We start from the raw sequence: 23,342 nt of genomic DNA, 5'->3' as shown, positions 1-23,342 counted from the left end.
CGACGCAATGAACACCCGGGTCCTCGCGGTACGCGCAACGATCATCCGGGTGTGCGCAAGGTTGCTGCATTACAGACGGGAACGAGCGTCCTCTAAAGTCATCCGCTGTACGTGGCGTGGCGGGGGACGGCCTTGCTCGGCGGTCCCCGGTCAGGGTGTGGACCGCCATGGATCCCCTTGTCATGGCCGCTCTCAGTCGGCAGCGATCAAGGAGCCAGCCCGTGCTCGACCAGCGCACACCGTCCGCAGCGACCGCCCCCGTGGGGTTCGGGGCCCGACTTCTGCGGCGCAAGCCCGTGGAACGCCTGGTCGCGGAGGGCGGCCAGGGAGAGGGCGGCACGCTGCGGCGCTCGCTCGGCCTCTGGCAGCTGACCATGATCAGCATCGGTGCCACGCTCGGCACCGGCATCTTCGTCGTGCTGGGCGAGGCGGTTCCCAAGGCGGGCCCCGCGGTCACCCTCTCCTTTGTGATCGCCGGTCTGACGGCGCTCTTCTCGGCCCTCTCGTACGCGGAGCTGGCCGGCACCATCCCGGTCGCCGGATCCTCGTACTCGTACGCATACGCAACGATGGGCGAACTCGTCGCCTGGGTCTGCGGCTGGTGCCTGATCCTGGAGTACGGCGTCTCGGTCGCGGCCGTCGCCGTCGGCTGGGGCGAGTACCTCAACGAACTGCTCGACGGCACCATCGGCGTCACCCTCCCGGACGCACTGTCCGCGCCGCCCGGTGACGGCGGCATCTTCAACCTGCCGGCCCTGATCGTCGTACTGCTCGCGATGGCGTTCCTGCTCGGCGGCGCCCGTGAGTCGGCCCGCGCCAACACGATCATGGTCGTCGTGAAGATCGTCTCGCTGCTGCTGTTCTGCGCGATCGGCCTCAAGGGCTTCCAGTCCGGCAACTACGAGCACTTCATGCCGCTCGGCATGGCGGGCGTCAGCGCCGCCGGTGCCACGCTCTTCTTCTCGTACATCGGCTTCGACGCCGCCTCCACCGCCGGCGAGGAGGCCAAGAACGCGCAGCGCGACCTGCCCCGGGCGATCATGCTCTCCCTCGTCATCGTCACCGCGCTGTACGTGCTCGTCGCCGCCGTCGCCGTCGGCGCGCGGCCCTGGAAGCAGTTCGACGACACCGAGGCGACCCTCGCCGGGATCATGAAGGACGTCACCGGCCAGTCGTTCTGGGCGACGCTGCTCGCCGCCGGCGCCGTCATCGCCATCGCGTCCGTGGTGCTGACCGTGCTCTACGGCCAGACCCGCATCCTGTTCGCCATGGCCCGCGACGGCCTCGTCCCGAAGACCTTCGCCAAGGTCCACCCGAAGACCGGCGCGCCCCGCGCCAACACCGTCATCGTCTCCCTGTTCTGCGGTGTGCTCGCCGCCGCGATCCCGCTCGGGCAGCTCGCCGACGCCACCAGCATCGGCACGCTCTTCGCGTTCGCCCTGGTCAACATCGCCGTCGTGGTGCTGCGCCGGACCCGTCCCGACATGAAGCGCACCTTCCGCGTGCCGCTCTCGCCGGTTCTGCCGATCCTCGGCTTCGGCTTCTGCGTGTGGATGATGGGCAGCTTGTCCACGATCACCTGGATCGTCTTCGGTGTCTGGATGGCCGTCGGCCTCGTGTTCTACTTCTGCTACGGGATGCGTCGCTCCCGTCTCAACGCCCCCGCCGCCCAGAAGTGAACCCCCTGCCTTGCTGAACGATCTCGACGAACGCATCGTGCACGCCCTCGCCGAGGACGCCCGCCGCTCCTACGCGGACATCGGCCAGCTCGTCGGCCTGTCCGCGCCCGCGGTCAAGCGGCGCGTGGACCGGCTGCGGGCCACGGGTGCCATCACCGGGTTCACGGTGCGCGTCGACCCGGCCGCGCTCGGCTGGGAGACCGAGGGGTTCATCGAGGTCTACTGCCGCCGCAACACCTCGCCGGACGCGATCCGGCGGGGTCTGGAGCGGTACCCGGAGATCGTGTCCGCGTCCACCGTCACCGGGGACGCGGACGCGCTCGTCCAGGTCTTCGCCTCCGACATGCGGCACTTCGAGCGGGTCCTGGAGCGGATCGCGGGCGAGCCGTTCGTGGAGCGCACCAAGTCGGTCCTCGTCCTGTCCCCGCTGATGCGCCGCTTCACCTCGGGTTCACCCGCCTGAAGCCGTCCGGCCCGCCCTGTTGCGTCGGGTGGACGGGCTTTCACGGGAGGACGTGGAAGCGGCCGCTGCCGATCTTCACCGTCTCGAACGGCGCCGAGCCCAGGCACCGCGGGACGGTGTTCCTCTCACGGTCCCGCGGTGCCTGGGCTCGGCCGGCTGTGGCCGAGCCGGTCGCGCTTCCCGTCGTCGGTGACCGTGATGCCGACCGCTTCCCCGTGAACGGCCTGTCCGAGTCCGTGACGATCCCGGTCGGCACCGCCGTCCTCCCGCCGGTCACCGGGCAGTCGACCCGGCCCTTCGCCCAGCCGCCCTTGCCGTGCAGGTAGTGGCTGAAGGAGAAGGTGCCCTACGCCTTCTCCGGCTTCATGGTGTGCTGCGCCGCCGGCTGCGCGTCGAACGTGAACGTGATGTCGTCGCCGAGCGGCCGGTACAGCTTCGCCGAGCCGGTGAGCGCCGCTGCCTCGCAGGGCCGCTCCGGTCCGCCGCCCTGCTCGGCGGTGGCCGCGGCCGCACCGGTCGCCACGACGAGCAGCGCCGTCGCGGCCGCCGACAGGATGCGCGTACGGGCCGTGGGACGCCCCCTGCGATCACTGAGCGGGCCCGGTCTGTCCGGGTGTGATCAGCCTCCCGTGACCGTGACGCCGGACACGTCGGACCACGGTCGGCACCGCCTCCGCCGCACGGGGCAGACGTTCGCGTACGGAGTGCGACCGGGGTGTCACCCGAGGGCGCAACGAATCGCCGTTTTCCACGTCACGCGCGCAACGAATCGCACCCGCAGACGCAACAGTCCCGTCTTCCCTCGCTGACCAGCGAAAACGTACGGTCTTCGTGGTCCTAGTGGGCCTCCCCCTCCGCGTGCTCCCGCCGAGCCGCCCCCTGCCTCAACCGCCTGCGTCCGCGAGGAGTCCGCACCCCATGACGTCCACGGTGCCCACCGCTGTCCAGCACACCGACGGTCAGCCGCCGATCACCATGTTCGGCCCGGACTTCCCGTACGCGTACGACGACTTCCTGGCGCACCCGGCCGGCCTCGGCCAGATACCGGCGACCGGGCACGGCACCGAGGTCGCCGTCATCGGTGGCGGCCTGTCCGGGATCGTCGCCGCGTACGAGCTGATGAAGATGGGCCTCAAGCCCGTCGTCTACGAGGCCGACGAGATCGGTGGGCGGCTGCGGACCGTGGGCTTCGACGGCTGCGACCCGTCGCTCACCGCCGAGATGGGCGCGATGCGCTTTCCGCCGTCCTCGACCGCGCTCCAGCACTACATCGACCTGGTGGGTCTGGAGACCCGGCCGTTCCCCAACCCGCTCGCCGAGGCCACCCCTTCGACCGTCGTCGACCTCAAGGGCGAGTCGCACTACGCGGAGACGATCGACGACCTGCCGCAGGTCTACCGCGACGTCGCCGCCGCCTGGAACGCCTGCCTCGACGAGGGCGCCGACTTCTCCGACATGAACCGGGCGATGCGCGAGCGGGACGTGCCGCGCATCCGGGAGATCTGGGCGAAGCTCGTCGAGAAGCTCGACAACCAGACCTTCTACGGGTTCCTGTGCGAGTCGGAGGCGTTCAAGTCGTTCCGGCACCGGGAGATCTTCGGCCAGGTCGGCTTCGGCACCGGCGGCTGGGATACCGACTTCCCCAACTCCATCCTGGAGATCCTGCGCGTCGTCTACACCGAGGCCGACGACCACCACCGCGGCATCGTCGGCGGTTCGCAGCAGCTGCCGCTGCGGCTGTGGGAGCGCGAGCCCGAGAAGATCGTGCACTGGGCGCCGGGGACGTCCCTCAAGTCGCTGCACACGGAAGGGAATCCGCGTCCCGCCGTGACCCGGCTGTCCCGCACCGCGGGCAACCGCATCACCGTGACCGACGCCGACGGCGACATCCGCACGTACCCGGCGGCGATCTTCACCGCCCAGTCCTGGATGCTGCTCTCGAAGGTCGCGTGCGACGACGAGCTGTTCCCGATCGACCACTGGACCGCCATCGAGCGCACCCACTACATGGAGTCCAGCAAGCTCTTCGTGCCCGTGGACCGGCCGTTCTGGCTCGACAAGGCCGTCGACGACAACGGACATCCGACCGGGCGGGACGTCATGTCGATGACGCTCACGGACCGTATGACGCGCGGTACTTACCTGCTGGACGACGGCCCGGACAAGCCTGCCGTCATCTGTCTCTCCTACACCTGGTGCGACGACAGCCTGAAGTGGCTGCCGCTGTCCGCGGGCGAGCGCCTCGAAGTGATGCTGAAGTCGCTCGGCGAGATCTATCCGAAGGTCGACATCAGGAAGCACATCATCGGCAACCCGGTGACCGTCTCCTGGGAGAACGAGCCTTACTTCATGGGCGCGTTCAAGGCGAACCTGCCCGGCCACTACCGCTACCAGCGCCGCCTGTTCACGCACTTCATGCAGGACGCGCTGCCCGCGGACCGGCGTGGCATCTTCCTCGCCGGTGACGACATCTCCTGGACGGCCGGCTGGGCCGAGGGAGCGGTGCAGACCGCGCTCAACGCGGTGTGGGGCGTCATGCACCACCTGGGCGGGGAGACCGACGCGTCGAACCCCGGTCCCGGTGACGTGTACGACGAGATCGCCCCGGTCGAACTCCCCGAGGACTAGCGGTCGTTCACTGCTTGCCGGTGCCGACGGGGTCCACGGTCAAGTTGCCGGTGCCGTCCTCGGAGATCGGTACGTTGATGGAGACCGGCAGCGACGTGGAGTGGGTCTCGTTCGGCGGGGTGACCACGAGGGTGGTGAAGGTGAAGCCGGAGCCGCCCGAGGTGTTGGGCTCGTAGTGCAGGTGGAAGCGGGTCTGCTCGCCGGACTTGAGGACCACGGTCACCGGGGCGACCTTGCTGCGGACGGCGCTGGTGCCCTCCGGGGCTCCCTCGCCCTTGAGGTCGACGCCGGGGAAGCCCTTGAGGGAGCAGGCGTCGGAGGTGTTCTTCATGGCGACCATGAAGTCGCCCTCGCCCATGCCGTGCGAGGTGGTGAAGGAGAGGTTCGCGGTCTTGCAGGGGCCGGTGTTGATCTGGCCGCCGCCGCTGCCGTCGTTGCTGCCGCCTCCGGTGGAGCCACCGGCCGACGAAGAGCCCGAAGACGAAGAACCCGACGAGCCGGACGAGCCGGACGCGCTCGACGAGGATCCCGAGGCCGCCGGTGACGAGGCGGACGACGGCGCGCCCGAGCCCGCGTCGTCCGATCCGGAGGCGGAGTCGTCATGGCCCTGGCAGGCCGTGAGGGAGAGGCCCGCGGCGAGGGCGACGGCGGCGATCGTGAGCTTCTGGGCGCGCATGGGGTCCTGTCTTCCTTCGTGATCGGCGGTTGCTGATCACCAAGACCCCAGGGCCGGGCGGAACGTTCCGCCCGGCCGCCCGTCACTACGTGGCTGTTACATTCGAGTTGGCCGTGTTACGTGACCGCGTCAAGCGGTGCGGCACGGGCTCAGATCCCCGCGGCCCGCGCCTTCGCGTACAGCTCCGCCGCCACGTCCTTGAGCTCCTCGGCGTCCCTGACCAGGCCCTGGATGTCGATGAGGATCTCCTCCAGGCCCACCTCGTCGTGCGCCACCAGGTCCTCCACGATCTGGTCGAGGCTGCCCTGGAACGGCCTGCGGTCGTCGCCGGTGTACGGCTCGCGCGTGTACGCCGTGTTCACCCGCAGCACGCTCTGCAGCGGCTCGGTGCGGCCCCGCTCCTCGGCCAGCTCCCGCAGCGCCGCCCACTGTTGCTTCAGCGCCTCGGCGCCCATGCCCACCGGCATCCAGCCGTCGGCCCGGTCGACGACGCGACGGGAGGCCCGCGGGCTGTTCGCGGGCAGCAGGATCGGGACCGGCCCGGTCGGCTTGGGCCCGACGACGGCCGGCGCGATCGTGGTCAACTCGCCCTCGTACGTGACCGGGTCGGGCCCCCACACGGCACGGCACACGTCGATCAGCTCGTCGAGCACGCGGCCGCGCTTCTCGAACGGAGCCACGGCCGCCGCCGCGTACTCGTCGTGCGACCAGCCCGTGCCGATCCCGGCCACCACCCGGCCGCCGCTCGCCGCGTCCAGCGAGGCCAGCGAACGGGCGAGCTGGAACGGGACGTGCAGCGGCGCCACGAGCACGCTGGTGCCGAGGCGGGCCGTGGACGTGGTCGACGCCGCGAGGGTCAGCGCGACCAGCGGATCGGCGACCGAGCGGTACTGGTCGGGCCAGGGCACGCCCGGCATCCCGTAGAGCCCCTGCCGGGCCGGCTCGGGGAACAGGATCCGCTCGAAGGCCCACAGGCTCTCGTACCCGGTCGCCTCGGCGGCGCGCGCCACGTCCGGGATGTCGCGGCCGATGGCGTACTGCCTCATCTGCGGGAGGCCGAGACCGAGTCGGGTCGTCATGCAGAACTCCTTCGTCGCATACGGGTCGAAGGCACCGGGTGCCGATGGCTTCAACGTACAGATGCGTGACGGGAGTTCCGTCAGTCGACGATGCCCGTGATCTCCGGGAGGTACGAGACGTCGGGGAGGGGGGTGAGCAGCATGCGGCCCACCAGTCCGACCGAGGTGTCCAGGCGGTGGGCGAACTCGGCTGCCAGGGAAGGCAGTTCCCGCAGGACCCACAGGGCGCGTGCCGCTGCCCAGGCGCCGTCCCGGGCCCGCTCCAGGCTCCAGGAGCCGAGCAGGTGGGTGAGCGGATCGGCGATCTGGAGGAGATCGGGACCCGGCATCAGCTCTTCGCGGATCCGCTCCTCCAGCGACACGAGGAGATCGCCCACGCGGTCGAACTCGTCCTCCAGGGCGTCCGGTTCGCAGCCGAGCGTACGACAGGTGTCCACGACGGCCAGCGCCAGATCGTGCCCGATGTGCGCGTTGATGCCCGCGAGCGCGAACTGCAACGGACGTACGCCGGGATGGCGGCGGAACTGGAGCAGCGGCCCCCAGCAGGCCGGCGGACGCAGCCCGCACGCCGCCGCGTCGACCGCCGTCAGATAGCGCTCGGCGAAGCGGACGTCCAGCGTGACGGCGGCCGCGCGGTCCCGGAACCGGCCGTCGTCGATGGCACGGTCCACCGTCTCCGTGACGGTGAGATAGACCCGGTTGAAGACGGCCACGCCGTCCTTCGGCGGCAGATGCGCGGCGAGCGCGCGCATCCGCGCGATCACCGAATCGACTCCTTGGGCCGGGATGCGCGGCCCTGTGATGCGTTCCAACTGCGCCATGCACGAAGGGTCCCAGCCGTAGGCTGGCGCGCGTGTCGGCTGGCCGATGGCTTCCCCGAAACGAGGGAACGGCCACCGGGATGCGGGGGAGAGCGCGGTGTCAGGGTTACGAGCGCGTCGGCTCGCCGAGCGCAGGGCGGCGCGGCGACGTGCGGCGCGCCGCGGCGCGATGGTCGCGGCGGCGTCGGTCGTGGCCGCCGTCGGAACCGTCGCGGGCCTGGTGTCCGCGCTGGACCAGGAGTCCGACGGCGGCGACCGGGCACGGCCCACCGTCAGCACGTCACCGAGCCTGATGCCGCTCCCGGCCGTGCCGAGCGCCACCCGGTCCACCGACTCGCCCTCCCCCTCGAAGACGTCGAAGAAGCCGGCACCGAAGCCGGATCCGGCGCCGAAGCGGACGGCGACGCGCAGCCCCGTCGCCCCCGCGCCCGCCGGCCTCTACCGCCACACCGACTCCCAGGTCCTCGACTGGGTGCGCGCCAACCGCTCCGACCCGCGGCGCCCGCTCATCGAGTCGCGGATAGCGGACCAGCCGGCCGCCGTCTGGTTCGCCGACTTCACGCCGGACACCCTCACTTCCCGGGTGCGGGCGGTGACCTCCGGCGCCGCGGACGCGGACCGGGTGCCGGTGGTCGTCGCGTACGCGATACCCCAGCGCGACTGCGGCGGCGCCTCCGACGGCGGGGCGCCCGACATCGCCGCGTACGACGACTGGATCGACCGGTTCGCGGCCGGGCTCGGCTCCCACGAGGTCATCGTGATCCTGGAGCCCGACGCCGTGTCCCAGACGGACTGCCTCAGCGACGGCCAACGGGCCGACCGCTATGCGGCGCTCGCCCGCGCGGGCCGTGTCATGAAGGCGGCGAACCCGAACGCCCGTGTCTACTACGACGCGGGCCACTCCGACTGGAACCCGGCCGGGAACCAGGCCGCGCGTCTGCGGGCCGCGGGCGCCGCCTCGTCCGCCTCCTCCGACGGCATCTTCACCAACGTCTCCAACTTCAACCGGACGTCGGCCGAGATCGCGTACGCCCGCACGGTGCTCTCCGCGATGGGCGCCCCGGACTCCATGGGCGCCGTCATCGACACCAGCCGCAACGGCAACGGCGCCCCGGCGGACGGCGCGTGGTGCGACCCCGACGGTCGCAAGATCGGCCGGGCGCCCACCCTGCGCACCGGGGAGGCCGGGATCGACGCCTACCTGTGGGTGAAGCTGCCCGGCGAGTCGGACGGCTGCAAGGGCAGCCCCGGCACCTTCACCCCCGACTACGCCTACGAACTGGCCGACTGAGGCCGACGGCACCCGCCGCCCGCGCAAGTCCCGTACCGACGCGAGGGGTTGACAGTTCAACTGGCCAGAATATGTTGCATGCAATATGAAGTCCGGCCGAGACCTTGGAGGCTCCATGGACTCCGTGCATGCGACCGACCGACCGCGTCCGCCGCGGCGCTGCGATCTGCTCCTCACCGGTGGCCACGTCGTCACCGTGGACGACGACCGGAACGTGTACGAGCCGGGGGCCGTCGCCGTCCTCGACGGGCGGATCGCCGCCGTCGGCCCCGCCGCCGTGATCGAGGCGGCCTGGCAGGGCGCGCGCACCCTGGACTGCCGTGGCCGCGCCGTCCTGCCCGGCTTCGTCGACGGGCACAACCATCTGTTCCAGGCGCTGGCCAGGGGCCTGGGCGAGGGGCAGTCGATCTGGCCGTGGCTGTGCGCGTTCATGTGGCCGTACTCGATCGCCGTCGACCCCGATGACGCCCGGGTGGCCGCCACCCTCGGCGCCGTCGAGGCGCTGCGCGCGGGCATCACCACGGTCGTCGACCACCACTACGCGCCCACCGACGCGGAAACGGTTCTCTCGGTGGCCGACGCCATCGAGGCCGCCGGCCTGCGCGGCGTCGTGGCGCGCGGCATGATCGGCCACAAGACGGCCGTGGCCGCCGCCCGTGGGCTGCCCGACGCGCTGTTCCGCCACTCGGTGGCCGAGGAACTGGACATCACTCGGGATTGCATGCAACGCAGGCCGCGCGGTTCCGCGGTCGAGATCTGGCCCGCGCCGCTCAACCTGAGCTACGTCGACCAGGAACTGGTGCGCGGCGCCGTCGAGCTGGCGCGCACGCACGACACGCGCTGGCACACGCACTGCAGCGAGGGCGCCAAGGATCCGGCGAGCTATCTCGACGCGTACGGGATCCGGCCCGTCACCTGGCTGGCCGCGGAGGGTCTGCTGGACGAGCGGGCCACCCTCGCGCACGCGATCTGGCTGGACGACGACGAGGTCAAGGCGGTCGGCGAGCGCGGCGCGGGCATCGCGCACAACCCGTCGTCCAACGCCTATCTGGCCTCCGGCGTGATGCCGCTGCGCCGGCTGCGGGACGCGGGGGCCGTGGTCGCGCTCGGCACCGACGGGCCGAGCGCGGGCCACCGCCAGGACATGTTCGAGACGATGAAGCAGACGCTGTTCGCGCAACGCCTCGACACCCTCGACCCCGCCGTCGCGCGCTGCGAGGAGGCCCTGGAGCTGGCGACGCGCGAAGGCGGCCGGTACGTCGGCTCGGGCGCCGGGACGCTCGCGCCCGGCGCCCGGGCCGACCTGGCCGTCGTCGACCTCGACCGGCCCCATCTGCGGCCCCTGCACCGCGCGGTGGCCGCGCTCGTCTACTCCGCGCGCGGCGGCGACGTGGAGACGACGGTCGTGGGCGGCCGCGTCGTCGTCGAGCACGGCCGCTGCACGCTCGTCGACGAGGACGCACTCCTCGCCGAGGCGCAGGAACGCGCCGAACGCCTCGTGAACAGGGCCGGGTTCGGCCCCCTCACCACACCCTGGCGGCACTGAGAGCCTGTCTTTGAACCCCCGCCTGCGCAGCGACGCCCGGCACGCACGCTCGCCGCTGCGCCCGCCCTCCGGGCGGACGACGGGGGTTCAAAGACAGGCAATGAGCCCGTCGGGATCGGCCGTCCGTCCGCGGCCCCGGTACGTGCGCGCACGAGACAACACCCGTACGGAACGGGTGGAGGGAGAACGCACATGTCCGACAGGGAAGTCCAGGACGACAGGGGCGTCCGGCACGAGCCGGACCAGGGGGCCGGGCGCGGGGTGCCGGGCACGGCCCCCGCCCCCGGGGCGGCGGACCCGGTGGAGGCGGTGCCCTCCGTCTGGCGGCTCGTCGTGTACGGGTTCCAGCACGTGCTCGCCTTCTACGCCGGCGCGGTCGTGATGCCGCTGCTCGTCGCCGAGGGCATCGGCCTCAAGGGCGACGACATCGCGCTGCTGGTCAACGCCTCGCTGCTCACCTGCGGCCTCGCCACGCTGCTCCAGTCCGTGGGGCTGCCGGGCATCGGGATCCGGCTGCCGGTGGTGCAGGGCACCTCCACCACGGCCGTGCCCTCGCTGGTGTCGGTGGGGCTCGCGGCGGGCGGCGCCCGAGCGGGACTGCCCACCGTGTTCGGGGCGGTGATCGCGGCGGGGCTCGCCCTGTTCGTCATCGCGCCCGTCTTCAGCAAGCTGGTGCGGTTCTTCCCGCCGCTGGTCACCGGCACCATCGTGACCATCGTCGGGATCACGCTGCTCGCCGTCGCCGCACGCCAGGTCGGCGGCGGCGATCCGAGCCAGGGCTCGTTCGGCTCGCCCGCGCACCTCGGACTCGCCGCCGTCACGCTGGTCGTGATCCTGCTGCTGCACAAGCTGTCGCGAGGGTTCGTCGCCACGGTCGCGGTGCTCGTGGGGCTCGTGGCGGGGACGGTGGTCGCGGCGTTCGCCGGCTTCACCGACTTCTCGCGGATCGGGTCGGCGCCCTGGGTCGGCGCGGCGGCGCCGCTGCACTACGGGGCGCCGCGGTTCGACATCATCGCCGTCCTGTCGATCGTGCTCGTCATGGTCATCATCGCGGTGGAGTCCATCGGTCAGTTCTTCGCCGTGGGGGAGATCGTCGGCCGTGCGGTCCAGGGACGGGACGTCACACGCGCGCTGCGCGCCGACGGGCTCGCCACGGCCGCCGCCGGGTTCCTCAACTCCTTCCCCAGCACGGTGTATTCGCAGAACATCGGGCTGATCCGGCTCACCCGCGTCAAGTCCCGCTGGATCGTCGCCTCGTCCGGCGTGATCATGATGCTGCTCGGACTCGTGCCGAAGGTGGGGGCCGTCGTCGCCGCCATGCCCCCGTCCGTGCTCGGCGGCGCCACCATCGTGCTGTTCTCCACGATCGCCGTGGTCGGCGTGCAGATCCTCGTCCAGGCCGACCTCACCGACCAGCGCAACACGATCCTGGTCGCCGCCAGCATGGGCATCGGCTTCCTGCCCACCGCGTTCCCGCAGTTCGCCGAGCAGATGCCGGGCCGGCAGCTGCACGCGCTCTTCGAGAGCGGCATCATCCTCGGCACCCTCACGGCGGTGCTGCTGAACCTCTTCTTCCACCATCTGCGGCTGTGGACGCCCGGACTCCGGTCGCGGAGGAAGCGCGCGCGGGCCGACGCGTCCATTGACCCGCCCGAACATTACATGCAACATGTAAGTCCAACGAGTGAACAATGAACTGCCTTGCAGTGAGGGGGAGTTGAGGATGAACGCGGAGCGGGCGACCCGGGCGGTGAACCCGGTCGCGGCCGGCAGCCTCCTCGCCGACCGGGCCTACGAGGAGCTCAAGAGCGCGGTTCTCGCCAACCGGCTGCGGCCCGGCGACGCCCTCTCCGTCCCGGCGCTCGCCGCCCAGATGGGCATCAGCCGCAGTCCCGTACGGGAAGCGGTGCAGCGGCTCATCCATGACGGCCTCGCCACCCATGTCGCGCACAAGGGCGCCGTCGTCGCCACCGTCGACGTCGAGGACGTACGCCAGCTGTACGTGGTCCGCGAGGTGATGGAGGGCCTCGCCGCCCGCCTCGCCACCGAGCGGCTCGACGCCACCCGCGTCGCGGAGCTGCGCGACCTCCTGGAGCGCCACGAGCGCGAGGTCACCAGTGGCGTCGACGAGCGCACCCACATCGAGATGGACATGGCCTATCACCGCACGATCCGCGAGGTCGCGGGCAACGCTCACCTGACGGACGCCCTCGACGCGATCCAGGGCAAGGCCCACCTGGCGCTGCACCAGCTGTGGCGCGGCCAGGAGGCGCCCCGGCTCGCCGTCGCCGAGCACCGCAGGATCTTCGAGGCGATGACGTCCGGCGACCCGGACGCGGCCGACCGCGCGGCCCGCGACCACATCCGCAAACTGCGGATCCGGCTGTCCCAGGCCGTCGCCGCGGGGCCCTCCGCGGAGGGTGGCGGCGCGGTGCGCCGCGTGCAGTAGCGCCACCGGTACGACGCTCGACTCCCGCACGTCGCAAGGCAGAAGGGAAACAGACGACCGTGAGCACCGCCACCGAGCACCAGGTCCGCGACGGCGTGGGCGCCAGCGTGCGCCGCCCCGACGGACGCCTGAAGGTCAAGGGCGACTTCGCGTACTCCTCCGATCTCCAGGCCGACGGCATGGTGTGGGGCGCGACCCTGCGCTCGCCGCACCCCAGCGCCCGCATCGTCCGCCTCGACGCGTCCCGCGCGCTGCGGCTGCCCGGTGTGGTGGCGGTGCTCACCCACGAGGACGTGCCCGGCAGCCCGCTGTACGGCATGAAGGTCGCCGACCAGCCGGTGCTCGCCGCCGACCGGGTCCGCTACCAGGGCGAGCCGGTGGCCCTCGTCGCCGCCGACCACCCCGAGACCTGCCGTCGCGCCCTCGCCCTCATCGACGTCGCGTACGAGGAACTGCCCGCCCTCACCGACCCCGAGCAGGCGGTGAGCGGCCTCGGCCCGCTCGTCCACGCCGACCGCGTCGACGGCGGACACGGCAACGTCGTCCGGCACGTCCGCATCCGCCACGGCGACCCGGAGCGCGCCCGCCGCGAGGCCGACGTCGTCGTCAGCGGCACGTACGAGGTCGGCATGCAGGACCAGGCGTTCCTCGGCCCCGAGTCGGGCCTCGCGATCCCCGCCGAGGACGGTGGCGTCGACGTCTACGTCTCCACCCAGTGGCTCCACGACGACCGGCACCAGATGTGCGCGGCCCTCGGCCTGCCGCCGGAGAAGGTGCGGCTGACGCTGTCCGGAGTGGGCGGCGCGTTCGGCGGGCGCGAGGACGTCTCCGTCCAGATCCACGCGGCGATGCTCGCCCTGCACACCGGGCGCCCGGTCAAGATGAGCTACCACCGCGAGGAGTCCTTCTACGGGCACGTGCACCGCCACCCGGCCCGCATGTGGTTCGAGCACGGCGCCACCCTGGACGGCCGCATCCGCTATGTGAAGGCCCGGCTGCTCTTCGACGGCGGCGCCTACACCTCCACCTCGCAGGTCGTGATCGCCAACGGCTCGTACTTCGCCGCCGGCGCCTACGACGTGCCGCACGCCGAGATCGACGGCTACTCCGTCTTCACCAACAACCCGCCGTGCGGCGCGATGCGCGGCTTCGGCGCCGTCCAGTCCTGCTACGGCGTCGAGTCCAACCTCGACAGACTGGCGCGGGAACTCGGCATGGACCCGGTCGAGCTGCGGATCCGCAACGCGATGACGACCGGCACCGTGCTGCCGACCGGACAGGCCGTCGACGGCCCGGCCCCCGCGGCCGAACTCCTCGAACGACTGCGGGCGCGCCCCTTGCCGCCCGTCCCCGACGGCCCGTTCGGGCTGCCCGGCGGACTCAACAACACCAGCCACGGCGAAGGCGTGCGGCGCGGGGTCGGCTATGCGATCGGCGTCAAGGCCATCGGCTTCTCCGGCGGCGTCGACGACCGCTCCGTGGCCCGGGTGCGGCTCTTTCTGAGCGGCGGCGAACCCGTCGCCGAGGTGCACACCGCCGCCGCCGAGTGCGGCCAGGGCATCGTCACCGTGCAGGCTCAGATCGCCCGCACCGAGCTCGGTGTCGAACAGGTCGTGGTGCTGCCCGCCGACACCCGGGTCGGCGACGCCGGATCGTCCTCCGCGTCCCGCATCACCTGGATGAGCGGGGGAGCGGTCCAGGGCGCCTGCAAGGCCCTGCGGGCACGCGTCGCCGCGCTGGGCGACGGCCCGCTGCCCGAACTCCTCGCCGCGCACGGCCCGTTGGAGGCGGAGTACGAGTACGCGCACCGCCGCACCCATCCGATCGACGACGAGTACGGCCAGGGCGACGCCCACATCGCGTTCGCGTTCGCCGCGCACCGCGCCGTCGTCGACGTCGACACCGAGCTCGGCCTGGTGAAGGTGGTCGAGCTGGCGACGGCGCAGGACGTCGGAAAGGCGATGAATCCGCTCGCCGTGGAGGGCCAGATCGAGGGCGGCAGCGCCCAGGGGCTCGGCCTCGCCGTGATGGAGGAACTGCGCGTCGAGAACGGCCGGGTCCGCAACCCGTCCTTCACCGACTACCTGATCCCCACCATCGCCGACATGCCGCCCGTCCCCATCGACCTGCTCGAACTCCCGCATCCGGATGCGCCGTACGGCCTCAACGGCGTCGGCGAACCGCCCACCCTTTCCTCCACCCCGGCCATCGCGAACGCGCTGCGCGCCGCGACCGGCCGTGAGCTGGCGAGGGTGCCGGTGCGGCCCGAGGACATCGTCGCCGACAGCGAAGGGAGGTGAGGCGGGCCCTGCCCTGGGTCCCCCAACGGTCCACCACATCAACACGGTTGGCACCAGCTGGGAAGGAAGCACCACCTTGATCATCGACACCCATATGCACCCGACGAACATCGTCGACCAGGCGTGGCGGCACGACGGCTCCCCGTTCACCGGTGAGCGCACCCTGGAGATGATGAACGGCCCGTACATGATCAACGGAAAGCCCCGCCGCATCGACTACGGCTGCATCATGCCGCCGCCCGGCAACTCCGTCTGGCAGGACGGGATGCGGACCGGCCGCGAGGGCATCCGCGACTACATGGCGTACATCACCGAACTGGTCCAGGCGTACCCCGACCGGTTCATCGGGAACTTCATGTACAACCCGCGCTTCGGGCCCGAGAACGGCGCGAAGGAGCTGGAGTTCCACGTCAAGGAGTACGGCTACAAGATGGTCAAGCTGCATGCCAACATGCACGCGTACCGTCCCGACCGGGCCCTCGACTGGCTCCGCCCGGTCCTGCGGGTCTGCGACGAACTGGGTGTCGTCGTCCTCATCCACACCGGCGACGGGCCGTACTCCATCCCGACGCAGTTCTACCCGATCATCCGCGAGTTCAAGGACGTCAACTTCATCCTCGCCCACTTCGGCGTGCAGACGGGCGGCGTCTACTGCTTCGAGGCGCTCTACATGATCCTCGACTCGCCGAACGTGTACGGCGAGTCCGGCTGGCTCCTCCAGTCCCGGATCGTCGAGTTCGCGCAGCAGATGGAGAAGCACCAGCTCGTCTTCGGCACCGACTCGCCGCCCAACGAACCCGGCATGTGGGCACGGGAGCTGGAGGTCCTGTGCGGCCCGCCGCCGCAGGGCATGAACCTCTCCGAGGAACACCTGGAAGGCTACCTCGGCAACAACATGGCCAAGCTCCTCGGCCTGAAGCCGACCCCGCCCCCGCGCAATCAGGAGGAGGCGCAGCTGCGCCTGAAGGACACGTACGCGTCGCTCGACACGATCGCGCGGACCTGATCCGCCCGTCCTGAGGTGGGTGGCCGGTTCGGGGGACCGGCCACCCACCCGCCGCCCGTACCCGCCCCTCACCGCGGAGTCTTCATGCAGCGCATCGGACACCTCCTGCCCGCCACCTCGCTCGGCGCCGACCGCTGGACCGCCCAGATCTGTGCACCGGTCCAGGTCGAGACCGCACACCCGGGCGCCCGCGCGTCCCTGCCCGAGATCCAGTACGGTCCCGGGCTCGCCCCCTCCCACACCGTCGAACTGGAGCGGGGCGCCGACCAGTTGGCGCAGGCCGGCGTCGACGCGATCGTCTGGCACGGCACGTCGGGCGGGCTCGACGGCGCCGCGCACGCCCGCGCCGTCGCCCGGGTCGTCGAGCGGACGGCAGGGGTACGTGCCTCCACGGTCACCCTCGGCCAGCTCGATCTGCTGGCCCGCGCGGGCATCCACTCGCTCGCCCTGGTCACCGCCGGTTCCGAGCGCGCGGCCGGACGTCTGGCGGACACCTACCTCGCGGCCGGGCTGCGCATCGCGTCCGTCACCGCCCTCGGCCTCGCCACCCCGCGCGAGGCCGCCGAACTGCCCGTCGCGAAGGTGCGCCGGGTGCTCCTCGCCGCCGACTCCGCCGACGCCCAGTGCCTCGTGGTGGCCGGCACGGAGCTGCCCGTCGCACCCGTGGCGGCCCTGGTGGAGCGCGAGCTGGGCAAGCCGGTGCACGACGGGGCGCGGGTCGCCGTCCGCACGGGCCTCGACCTGCTCGGCCTCGACGTCGAAGCGCCCTCGTGGGGCGCCCTGTTCACCGGCGGGGTGCACGCGGGGGTGTGCTGTGACAGCCACTGACCCGGGAGTGCGCGCCTACGTCGAGCAGTACCGCGCCGCCCACCCGGAGGACGTGCTGACCGTCGACGACGCGCTCGAAGGGCCCGAAGTGGCCGCCCTCGTCGCCGAGTTGGCCGACCGTGGCCGCACCGAGCTGCTCGTCTGCCCGCACGTGAAGGACCTCCACGGCACGACGCTCGTCACGAACGTGTTCGCCTCCCGGCGCCGCGTCGCCCGGCTCCTGGGCACCGACCCCGCCGGACTGCACGCCGCGTACGAGCGGGCCACGGCCCGCCGCACGGAACCCGCGCTCGTCGCCGACGGGCCGGTCCTGGAGACCGTCGCGCAGGGCGCCGCGATCGACCTGACGACACTGCCGCTGCTCCGGCACTTCGACTCCGACCGCGGCCCGTACCTCACCAGCGGCGTCATCACCGCCGAGGCCCCCGAGGGCGTCCCCGGCCGCGCGGGCAACCTCAGCTACCACCGCGCCCTCGTGCACAGCCGCACCGAACTTGCCACCAGCCTCCACTCGCGCGGCCACCTGTGGCAGCTGCTGCGGATGGCCGAGGAGCGCGGCGAGGTGCTGCCGGTCGCGATGGTGGTCGGCGCCCACCCGCTCTTCCAGCTCGCCGCGTCCGCCCGCGTCGGCCCCGACATCGACGAACGCACCCTCGCCGGCGGTCTGTTGGGCCGCCCGCTGGACGTCGTCCGCACACCGCGCCACGGCATCCGCGTCCCCGCCCACGCCGAGCTGGTCCTCGAAGGCGTCATCGATCCGGCGCGGCACGCGCCCGAGGGCCCGTTCGGCGAGTTCTCCGGCTACTCGTCGGACCGCTCCACCAACGACGTCCTCACCGTCCACAGCGTCCTGCGCCGCCGCGACGCCGTCCTCCTCGACGTGGTGGGCGGCAACAGTGCCGACCACCTCAACCTCGCCCGCATCCCGCGCGAGTCCGAGACGGCCGCGCGGCTCAAGGCCCGCTTCCCCGAGGTCACCGCCCTGCACTACCCGACATCGGGCACCCACTTCCACGCCTACGTCGCGCTGCGCCGCACCCGTCCCGGACAGGCCCGGCAGATCCTGCTCGCGCTGCTCGGCTGGGACCCGTACCTGAAGACGGCCGTCGCGGTGGACGAGGACGTGGACGTGACCCGTGACGAGGACGTCCTGTGGGCCATGGCCACCCATCTCCAGCCGCACGCCGACGTGTTCATGGTCGACGGTCTGCCCGGCAGCCCCCTCGACCCGTCGTCCACACCGGACGGCACGACGTCCCGGATGGGCCTGGACGCCACCCGGGGCCCGCACTTCGACGCCGTCCGCATCCGTACCGACCCGGCCCGCCACGCGCGCGCCCGCGCCCTGCTCGACCGGAGCGGACCGTGCGGCTGATCGTCGCCCTCACCGGCGCCACCGGCGCGGTCTACGGCATCCGTCTCCTGGAGGCGCTGCGCGCCGCGCCCGGCGTCGAGACCCATCTGATCCTGACCCGGTGGGCCCGTACGACCATCGAGCTCGAAACCGACCGCACCGTCGCCGACGTGCACGGACTCGCCGACGTCGTGCACCGCCCCGGCGACCAGGCGGCGGCGGTCTCCTCGGGCTCGTACCGCACGGACGGCATGGTGGTCGCCCCGTGCAGCATGAAGACCCTCGCCGGGATCCGCGCCGGATACGCCGACGGGCTCGTCGGCCGGGCCGCCGACGTCGTGCTCAAGGAGCGCCGCCCGCTGGTCCTCGTCCCGCGCGAGAGCCCGTTGCACGAGATCCACCTGGAGAACATGCTCGCCCTCGCGCGCATGGGCGTACGGATCGTGCCGCCGATGCCCGCCTTCTACGGGCGTCCGCGCACCGTCGACGACCTGGTGGACCACACGGTCGCCCGGATCCTCGACCAGCTGGGGCTCCCCGGCCCCGAGGTGGCGCGCTGGGCGTAGGTGACACAGGTCACCGCGGCCGCCGCGGGAATCCCGGAAAAGGGTGACACGACGTGGTCGCGGGCCCCTGCGACCGTCAGGGGCATGACGACGACACGCACGACGAGACGCGCGACGACCACGACGACCACCCTGCGCACCTTGCGCACCGACCAGGACTGCCTCGCCGAGACCCTGAAGTTCAACGAGGACTTCGCGGCCGCGGCGCCCGCCGCGCCCCGGACGGACCTCGACGCGGACGCGCTCGCCCGGCTGCGCCGCAACCGGCTCGGCGGCGACACCCCGCCCGTGCGGCTGCCGCAGGGACGGGACCGGATCGTGGCGGGCGGCGTCCCGGTCCGGGTCTTCGTGCCGGAGTGCGTCGAGGGCGTGTACCTCCATCTGCACGGCGGCGGCTGGGCGTTCGGCTCCGCGGACGGGCAGGACGAGCGGCTGTGGCGGCTCGCCCGCGCGGCGCGCCTGGCCGTGGTGAGCGTCGACTACCGGCTCGCGCCCGAGCACCCGTTCCCGGCCGGGCCCGACGACTGCGCGGCCGCCGCCCGCTGGCTGGTGCGGCACGCCGCCGCCGAGTTCGGCACCGAAAGGCTGCTCATCGGCGGCGAGTCGGCCGGCGCCCACCTCAGTGTCCTGACCCTGCTGCGGCTGCGCGACGAGGACGGCATCACCGGCGCGTTCCGCGCGGCGAACCTGCTCTTCGGCGCGTACGACCTGTCGATGACACCGAGCCAGCGCAGGTTCGGCGTCCGCCGGCTGCTCACCGACACGGAGTCGCTGCGCGCCGCGTACGAACGGCTGATCCCCGGGACGGGGGAGGAGCGGCGGCGCAGCCCCGGGATCTCGCCGCTCTACGCGGACCTGTCCGGGCTGCCGCCCGTCCGGCTGGTCGTCGGCACCGAGGACCCGCTGCTCGACGACTCGCTGTTCCTGGCGGCGCGCTGGCAGGCGCCGGTGGAACTCGGTGTCGTCGCCGGGGCGATGCACGGCTTCACCCTGTTCCCGCTGACGATCACCGAACGGGAACAGCGGCGGCAGGAGGAGTACCTCGCCGCGGCGGGCCGGTAGCGTCCCGCGCATGGACCGAACCGCCCGGCTCTACGCCCTCGTCGAGGAGTTGCGCGCGGCGGCGCCCCGGCCGGTGACCGTCGCCGCGCTCGCCGCCCGCTTCGAGGTCAGCGCGCGTACCGTGCAGCGCGACCTCCAGGCCCTGATGCACAGCGGGGTGCCGGTGCGCGCGGTGACCGGGCGGGGCGGCGGCTGGGCCGTCGACCCGCGGACCACGCTGCCGCCGATCCGGCTCACCGCCGACGAGGCGTCGGCGCTGACCGCCGCGCTCGCCACGGTCGACGCCGCCACGCCCTACGCGGACGCGGCCCGCACCGCGGCCCAGAAGATCGCCGCCGCCCTGTCCGGGCCGGGGGCGGTCGCCGCGCGGGAGCTCGCCGAGCGGATCGTGGCCCTGCCGCCGCGCCACGACGGCGGGATCCGGGGCGCGGTGGAACGGGCCCTCGCCGAGCAGTGCGTGCTCCGCCTGACCTACACCGACGCGGCCGGCCAGGAGAGCGAGCGCGACGTCGAACCGGCCGGGCTGCTCACCGCCGAGGGCCGCTGGTACCTCATCGCCTGGTGCCGCACCCGGCGGGCCGGGCGCGGCTTCCGGCTCGACCGGATCACGGCCGCGGCCCCGGTCGACGAGGCCGCCCGCCCGCACGACCTGTCCGGACTGCTGCTCGGCTCGGCCGGGGCGGGCGCGGCGCCGCCCGGCGCCCTGGCGGACCTCGCTACTGCTGCTTCCCCGCCGCGGTCTCGTCGTACGTCGACGTCCCCGAGTCGAGGAGCGGCTCCTGCGTCTTGAGGTGCGCGGGGGCCATCGCCCGCAGCGCGTGATAGCCGGTGATGACGACGATCGTGCCGAGGGCGATCCCGCTCAGCGAGAAGTTGTCGGTGAACTTCAGCGACACGTTGCCGACGCCGATGATGATGCCCGCGGCGGCCGGGACCAGGTTCAGCGGGTTGCGCAGATCGACCTTGGCGTTGATCCAGATCTGGGCACCGAGCAGGCCGATCATGCCGTAGAGGATGACCGTGATGCCGCCGAGGACACCGCCGGGGATCGCGGCGACGATCGCGCCGAACTTCGGGCACAGACCGAAGAGGAGGGCGAAACCGGCCGCGGCCCAGTACGCCGCCGTGGAGTAGACGCGGGTCGCGGCCATGACGCCGATGTTCTCGGAGTACGTGGTGTTGGGCGGGCCGCCGACCGCGGTGGAGAGCATGGACGCGACGCCGTCCGCGGAGATCGCGGTGCCGAGCTTGTCGTCGAGGTTGTCGCCGGTCATCTCGCCGACGGCCTTCACATGACCGGCGTTCTCCGCGATCAGGGCGATGACGACGGGCAGCGCGACGAGGATCGCCGACCACTGGAACGACGGGGCGTGGAAGGACGGCAGACCGATCCAGTCGGCCTTGCCGACGCCGGAGAGGTCAAGACGCCAGTGGTCGACGGCCTCGGTGCCGCCGTTCGTCGAGTGGATCTTGCCGAAGACCTGGTCGAAGAGCCACGAGATCGCGTAACCGAAGATCAGGCCCAGGAAGATCGCGATCCGGGACCAGAAACCGCGCAGGCACACCACGGCCAAACCGGTGAACAGCATCACCAGCAGAGCCGTCCACTGGTCCGTCGGCCAGTACGTGGAGGCGGTCACCGGAGCCAGGTTGAAGCCGATCAGCATGACGACCGCGCCGGTGACGATCGGCGGCATCGCGGCGTGGATGATCCGCGCCCCGAACTTCTGCACCGCGACACCGACGAGGAAGAGCACGACACCGACGACGAAGACCGCGCCGGTGACGGTCGCGCTGTCGCCGCCCGAGGCCCGGATGACGGCCGCGACACCCACGAAGGAAAGCGAACAGCCCAGGTAGCTGGGCACCCGGCCGCGCGTGGCCAGCAGGAAGATGACCGTCGCGACACCGGACATCATGATGGCGAGGTTCGGGTCGAGACCCATCAGCACGGGCGCGACGAAACTCGCGCCGAACATGGCCACCACGTGCTGGGCGCCGAGCCCGATCGTGCGCGGCCACGACAGCCGCTCGTCGGGACGGACGACGGCGCCGGGTGCCGGGGTGCGCCCGTCGCCGTGAAGTTTCCAGCGGACACCGAGGTCCATGCGCGCACTCTGCTTTCTGTGGCCTGAATCGATCGCCTCATGTTAATGCGACGTAAGTACGAGTTCTTGCCGTGCCCGTTGCCTGGAGGAAGCTACGGATCTACGCTCGCCCGGTCTGAATGACGAACGACGTTCATACTCGTGAACTGTCATGACGGGAGTGTGCCATGCACGCAAGAACCCGGACCCGCCTCGGTGCCCTGGTCGCGGCCGCCGCGGCCCTGGCCGCCGTCCTCGTCCCCGCCGCCGGGGCGGCCGCCCGTGAATCCGCCCCACGGACCGCTGTCCTGGACGGCGAACGCCTCCAGCGGGCCAAGCTCAGGTACGCCCACGGTGACCCTCAACTGCGCGCGTCCGTGAGGGCGTTGGCCGGACGCGCCGACGCATGGCTGGATCAGGGCCCCTGGACCGTCGTCGACAAACCGAAGCCCGCCCCCGGCGGCGACGTCCACGACTATCTGAGCCAGGCCCCCTACTGGTGGCCCTCCACCACCCCGACCGCCGACAACCCCTGGGGCTGCCCCTACGTTCAGAAGGACGGACAGCGCAATCCCGAGGTCGACACCGGCACCGACCGCCAGGACGTCGAGAAGGTCTTCGACTCGACGTACGACCTGGCGCTCGCCTGGTACTACACGGGCGAGAAGAAGTACGCGGTCAAGGCCGGGCAGGTGCTGCGCACCTGGTTCCTCGACCCGGGCACCAAGATGAACCCGAATCTGAACCACGCCCAGTTCATCCCGTGCAAGTACGACGGCCGTGCCATCGGCATCATCGACTTCTCGCAGTCGTACACGAGCGTCGTCGACGCGGTCGCGCTGCTCGCCGGCGGGGCCCCGGGCTGGTCGAAGGGCGACCGCGCGGGCATGGCCGACTGGAACAAGGACTTCCTGGACTGGCTCGTGAACAGCGACTTCGGCCGGCAGGAGGGCGCGGCCGACAACAACCACGGCACCTTCTACGACATGCAGGTCGCCGCCCTCGCCTACGCCACCGGCGACACCGCCCTCGCCCGCCGCACCGTCCTCGACGCCCGTACGAAGCGCATCGACTCCCAGATCGCCGGCGACGGCACCCAGCCGCAGGAGCTCGCGCGCACCCGCAGCTGGCACTACTCGACCTTCGACCTCGTGGCCTACACCCGGCTCGCCGCCATCGGACGGCACGTCGGTGTCGACCTGTGGGCGTATCAGGGGCCGGACGGACAGAGCCTGTTCAAGGCCGTGGACTATCTGCTGCCCGCGGCGACCGGACAGGCCGCGTGGCCGCACCCGGAGCTGGAGTTCAAGCGGTTCGCGGCGAGCGACGTCGTGCACGCGGCGGCCGACGCGGGGGACCGGGCCGCGCAGGCGGCCGTGCCGCACCTGGAGGAACCGCCCGGCGGTGACCTGTGGGCGCTGCGGCCCGCGGCCGAGCAACTGGACTCGATCGCCGGCTGACCGGGCTGAGGCGCAGGTCACGCCGTTCTGATGAGCGTTTGCTTAGT

At 72.0% G+C, this 23,342-nt stretch carries 20 protein-coding genes; 15 read left to right on the top strand and 5 right to left on the bottom strand.

The window, feature by feature from the left end; all coding sequences use genetic code 11:
* Nucleotides 1-182 precede the first annotated feature (182 nt).
* On the top strand, nt 183-1,679 hold the full coding sequence (locus J3486_RS09830; protein ID WP_374194711.1) for an amino acid permease: 1,497 nt from the start codon (nt 183-185) through the stop codon (nt 1,677-1,679).
* A 10-nt stretch (nt 1,680-1,689) separates the two neighbouring features.
* Nucleotides 1,690-2,142, top strand: coding sequence for an Lrp/AsnC family transcriptional regulator (locus tag J3486_RS09825; RefSeq protein ID WP_207819819.1), 453 nt, complete (start codon nt 1,690-1,692; stop codon nt 2,140-2,142).
* A gap of 346 nt (nt 2,143-2,488) precedes the next feature.
* Here the strand turns inward: J3486_RS09825 and J3486_RS44910 are convergent, their stop codons facing one another.
* The gene (locus J3486_RS44910) at nt 2,489-2,665 is read right to left on the bottom strand and encodes a hypothetical protein (RefSeq protein ID WP_307804759.1); all 177 of its coding nucleotides are present in this window, start codon (nt 2,663-2,665) and stop codon (nt 2,489-2,491) included.
* Between the two features lie 395 nt (nt 2,666-3,060).
* On the opposite strand from J3486_RS44910, the gene J3486_RS09815 reads away from it, so the two are divergent.
* Nucleotides 3,061-4,770 carry an NAD(P)/FAD-dependent oxidoreductase gene (locus J3486_RS09815; protein ID WP_207819818.1) on the top strand — a complete coding sequence of 570 codons (1,710 nt, stop codon included), beginning with the start codon at nt 3,061-3,063 and terminating at the stop codon, nt 4,768-4,770.
* Between the two features lie 7 nt (nt 4,771-4,777).
* Here the strand turns inward: J3486_RS09815 and J3486_RS09810 are convergent, their stop codons facing one another.
* From J3486_RS09810 to J3486_RS09800, 3 genes are all read right to left on the bottom strand, one after another.
* Nucleotides 4,778-5,446 carry a DUF4232 domain-containing protein gene (locus tag J3486_RS09810; RefSeq protein WP_207819817.1) on the bottom strand — a complete coding sequence of 223 codons (669 nt, stop codon included), beginning with the start codon at nt 5,444-5,446 and terminating at the stop codon, nt 4,778-4,780.
* A gap of 149 nt (nt 5,447-5,595) precedes the next feature.
* Nucleotides 5,596-6,525, bottom strand: a complete 930-nt coding sequence (locus J3486_RS09805) for an LLM class F420-dependent oxidoreductase (RefSeq protein WP_207819816.1) — start codon at nt 6,523-6,525, stop codon at nt 5,596-5,598.
* An 80-nt stretch (nt 6,526-6,605) separates the two neighbouring features.
* Nucleotides 6,606-7,346, bottom strand: a complete 741-nt coding sequence (locus J3486_RS09800) for a DUF5995 family protein (RefSeq protein ID WP_207819815.1) — start codon at nt 7,344-7,346, stop codon at nt 6,606-6,608.
* Nucleotides 7,347-7,515: 169 nt separating this feature from the next.
* Between J3486_RS09800 and J3486_RS09795 the strand changes: the two genes are divergently transcribed.
* The 11 genes from J3486_RS09795 (at nt 7,516) to J3486_RS09745 (ending at nt 20,538) form a co-directional block, all read left to right on the top strand.
* Nucleotides 7,516-8,637: a glycoside hydrolase family 6 protein gene (locus J3486_RS09795; RefSeq protein WP_207820265.1), complete on the top strand. Its 1,122-nt coding sequence runs from the start codon at nt 7,516-7,518 to the stop codon at nt 8,635-8,637.
* Nucleotides 8,638-8,752: 115 nt separating this feature from the next.
* Entirely contained in the window at nt 8,753-10,183 is a 1,431-nt protein-coding gene (locus J3486_RS09790; protein ID WP_207819814.1) for an amidohydrolase family protein, read from the top strand.
* A gap of 192 nt (nt 10,184-10,375) precedes the next feature.
* Nucleotides 10,376-11,878, top strand: a complete 1,503-nt coding sequence (locus tag J3486_RS09785; RefSeq protein WP_207819813.1) for a nucleobase:cation symporter-2 family protein — start codon at nt 10,376-10,378, stop codon at nt 11,876-11,878.
* A 28-nt stretch (nt 11,879-11,906) separates the two neighbouring features.
* Nucleotides 11,907-12,632, top strand: coding sequence for a GntR family transcriptional regulator (locus tag J3486_RS09780; RefSeq protein ID WP_207819812.1), 726 nt, complete (start codon nt 11,907-11,909; stop codon nt 12,630-12,632).
* 59 nt (nt 12,633-12,691) lie between these two features.
* Nucleotides 12,692-14,932: a molybdopterin cofactor-binding domain-containing protein gene (locus J3486_RS09775; protein ID WP_207819811.1), complete on the top strand. Its 2,241-nt coding sequence runs from the start codon at nt 12,692-12,694 to the stop codon at nt 14,930-14,932.
* Between the two features lie 76 nt (nt 14,933-15,008).
* Nucleotides 15,009-15,938: an amidohydrolase family protein gene (locus J3486_RS09770; protein ID WP_207819810.1), complete on the top strand. Its 930-nt coding sequence runs from the start codon at nt 15,009-15,011 to the stop codon at nt 15,936-15,938.
* An 84-nt stretch (nt 15,939-16,022) separates the two neighbouring features.
* The gene (locus J3486_RS09765) at nt 16,023-16,766 is read left to right on the top strand and encodes a hypothetical protein (RefSeq protein WP_207819809.1); all 744 of its coding nucleotides are present in this window, start codon (nt 16,023-16,025) and stop codon (nt 16,764-16,766) included.
* Nucleotides 16,753-18,141, top strand: coding sequence for a UbiD family decarboxylase (locus J3486_RS09760; protein ID WP_207819808.1), 1,389 nt, complete (start codon nt 16,753-16,755; stop codon nt 18,139-18,141). The genes J3486_RS09765 and J3486_RS09760 overlap by 14 nt, the downstream gene beginning before the upstream one ends.
* Nucleotides 18,132-18,686, top strand: a complete 555-nt coding sequence (locus J3486_RS09755; protein WP_207819807.1) for a UbiX family flavin prenyltransferase — start codon at nt 18,132-18,134, stop codon at nt 18,684-18,686. Before J3486_RS09760 ends, J3486_RS09755 begins: the two co-directional genes overlap by 10 nt.
* Nucleotides 18,687-18,770: 84 nt before the next feature.
* Nucleotides 18,771-19,748 (top strand): alpha/beta hydrolase, encoded by a 978-nt coding sequence (locus tag J3486_RS09750; protein WP_207819806.1) that lies wholly within the window; start codon nt 18,771-18,773, stop codon nt 19,746-19,748.
* A gap of 10 nt (nt 19,749-19,758) precedes the next feature.
* Nucleotides 19,759-20,538 (top strand): YafY family protein, encoded by a 780-nt coding sequence (locus J3486_RS09745; RefSeq protein WP_207819805.1) that lies wholly within the window; start codon nt 19,759-19,761, stop codon nt 20,536-20,538.
* Here J3486_RS09745 and J3486_RS09740 read toward each other — a convergent pair.
* Nucleotides 20,465-21,856: a uracil-xanthine permease family protein gene (locus J3486_RS09740; protein ID WP_207819804.1), complete on the bottom strand. Its 1,392-nt coding sequence runs from the start codon at nt 21,854-21,856 to the stop codon at nt 20,465-20,467. The two genes, J3486_RS09745 and J3486_RS09740, sit on opposite strands and share 74 nt — an antisense overlap.
* Nucleotides 21,857-22,023: 167 nt before the next feature.
* On the opposite strand from J3486_RS09740, the gene J3486_RS09735 reads away from it, so the two are divergent.
* Nucleotides 22,024-23,295, top strand: a complete 1,272-nt coding sequence (locus tag J3486_RS09735) for an alginate lyase family protein (RefSeq protein WP_207819803.1) — start codon at nt 22,024-22,026, stop codon at nt 23,293-23,295.
* Nucleotides 23,296-23,342 lie beyond the last annotated feature (47 nt).

It is taken from the genome of Streptomyces sp. VRA16 Mangrove soil (genome assembly GCF_017377775.1).
Taxonomy (GTDB): domain Bacteria; phylum Actinomycetota; class Actinomycetes; order Streptomycetales; family Streptomycetaceae; genus Streptomyces.
The sequence above is the reverse complement of the archived record's forward strand: the minus strand, read 5'-3'. Positions and strand labels throughout refer to the sequence as shown.

Excerpts from the sequence above, each read along its gene's own strand:
- J3486_RS09830 (WP_374194711.1), top strand. The coding sequence starts at position 183 with ATGGCCGCTCTCAGTCGGCAGCGATCAAGGAGCCAGCCCGTGCTCGAC.
- J3486_RS09815 (WP_207819818.1), top strand. The coding sequence starts at position 3,061 with ATGACGTCCACGGTGCCCACCGCTGTCCAGCACACCGACGGTCAGCCG.
- J3486_RS09810 (WP_207819817.1), bottom strand. The coding sequence starts at position 5,446 with ATGCGCGCCCAGAAGCTCACGATCGCCGCCGTCGCCCTCGCCGCGGGC.
- J3486_RS09805 (WP_207819816.1), bottom strand. The coding sequence starts at position 6,525 with ATGACGACCCGACTCGGTCTCGGCCTCCCGCAGATGAGGCAGTACGCC.
- J3486_RS09800 (WP_207819815.1), bottom strand. The coding sequence starts at position 7,346 with ATGGCGCAGTTGGAACGCATCACAGGGCCGCGCATCCCGGCCCAAGGA.
- J3486_RS09795 (WP_207820265.1), top strand. The coding sequence starts at position 7,516 with ATGGTCGCGGCGGCGTCGGTCGTGGCCGCCGTCGGAACCGTCGCGGGC.
- J3486_RS09790 (WP_207819814.1), top strand. The coding sequence starts at position 8,753 with ATGGACTCCGTGCATGCGACCGACCGACCGCGTCCGCCGCGGCGCTGC.
- J3486_RS09785 (WP_207819813.1), top strand. The coding sequence starts at position 10,376 with ATGTCCGACAGGGAAGTCCAGGACGACAGGGGCGTCCGGCACGAGCCG.
- J3486_RS09780 (WP_207819812.1), top strand. The coding sequence starts at position 11,907 with ATGAACGCGGAGCGGGCGACCCGGGCGGTGAACCCGGTCGCGGCCGGC.
- J3486_RS09765 (WP_207819809.1), top strand. The coding sequence starts at position 16,023 with ATGCAGCGCATCGGACACCTCCTGCCCGCCACCTCGCTCGGCGCCGAC.
- J3486_RS09750 (WP_207819806.1), top strand. The coding sequence starts at position 18,771 with ATGACGACGACACGCACGACGAGACGCGCGACGACCACGACGACCACC.
- J3486_RS09745 (WP_207819805.1), top strand. The coding sequence starts at position 19,759 with ATGGACCGAACCGCCCGGCTCTACGCCCTCGTCGAGGAGTTGCGCGCG.
- J3486_RS09740 (WP_207819804.1), bottom strand. The coding sequence starts at position 21,856 with ATGGACCTCGGTGTCCGCTGGAAACTTCACGGCGACGGGCGCACCCCG.
- J3486_RS09735 (WP_207819803.1), top strand. The coding sequence starts at position 22,024 with ATGCACGCAAGAACCCGGACCCGCCTCGGTGCCCTGGTCGCGGCCGCC.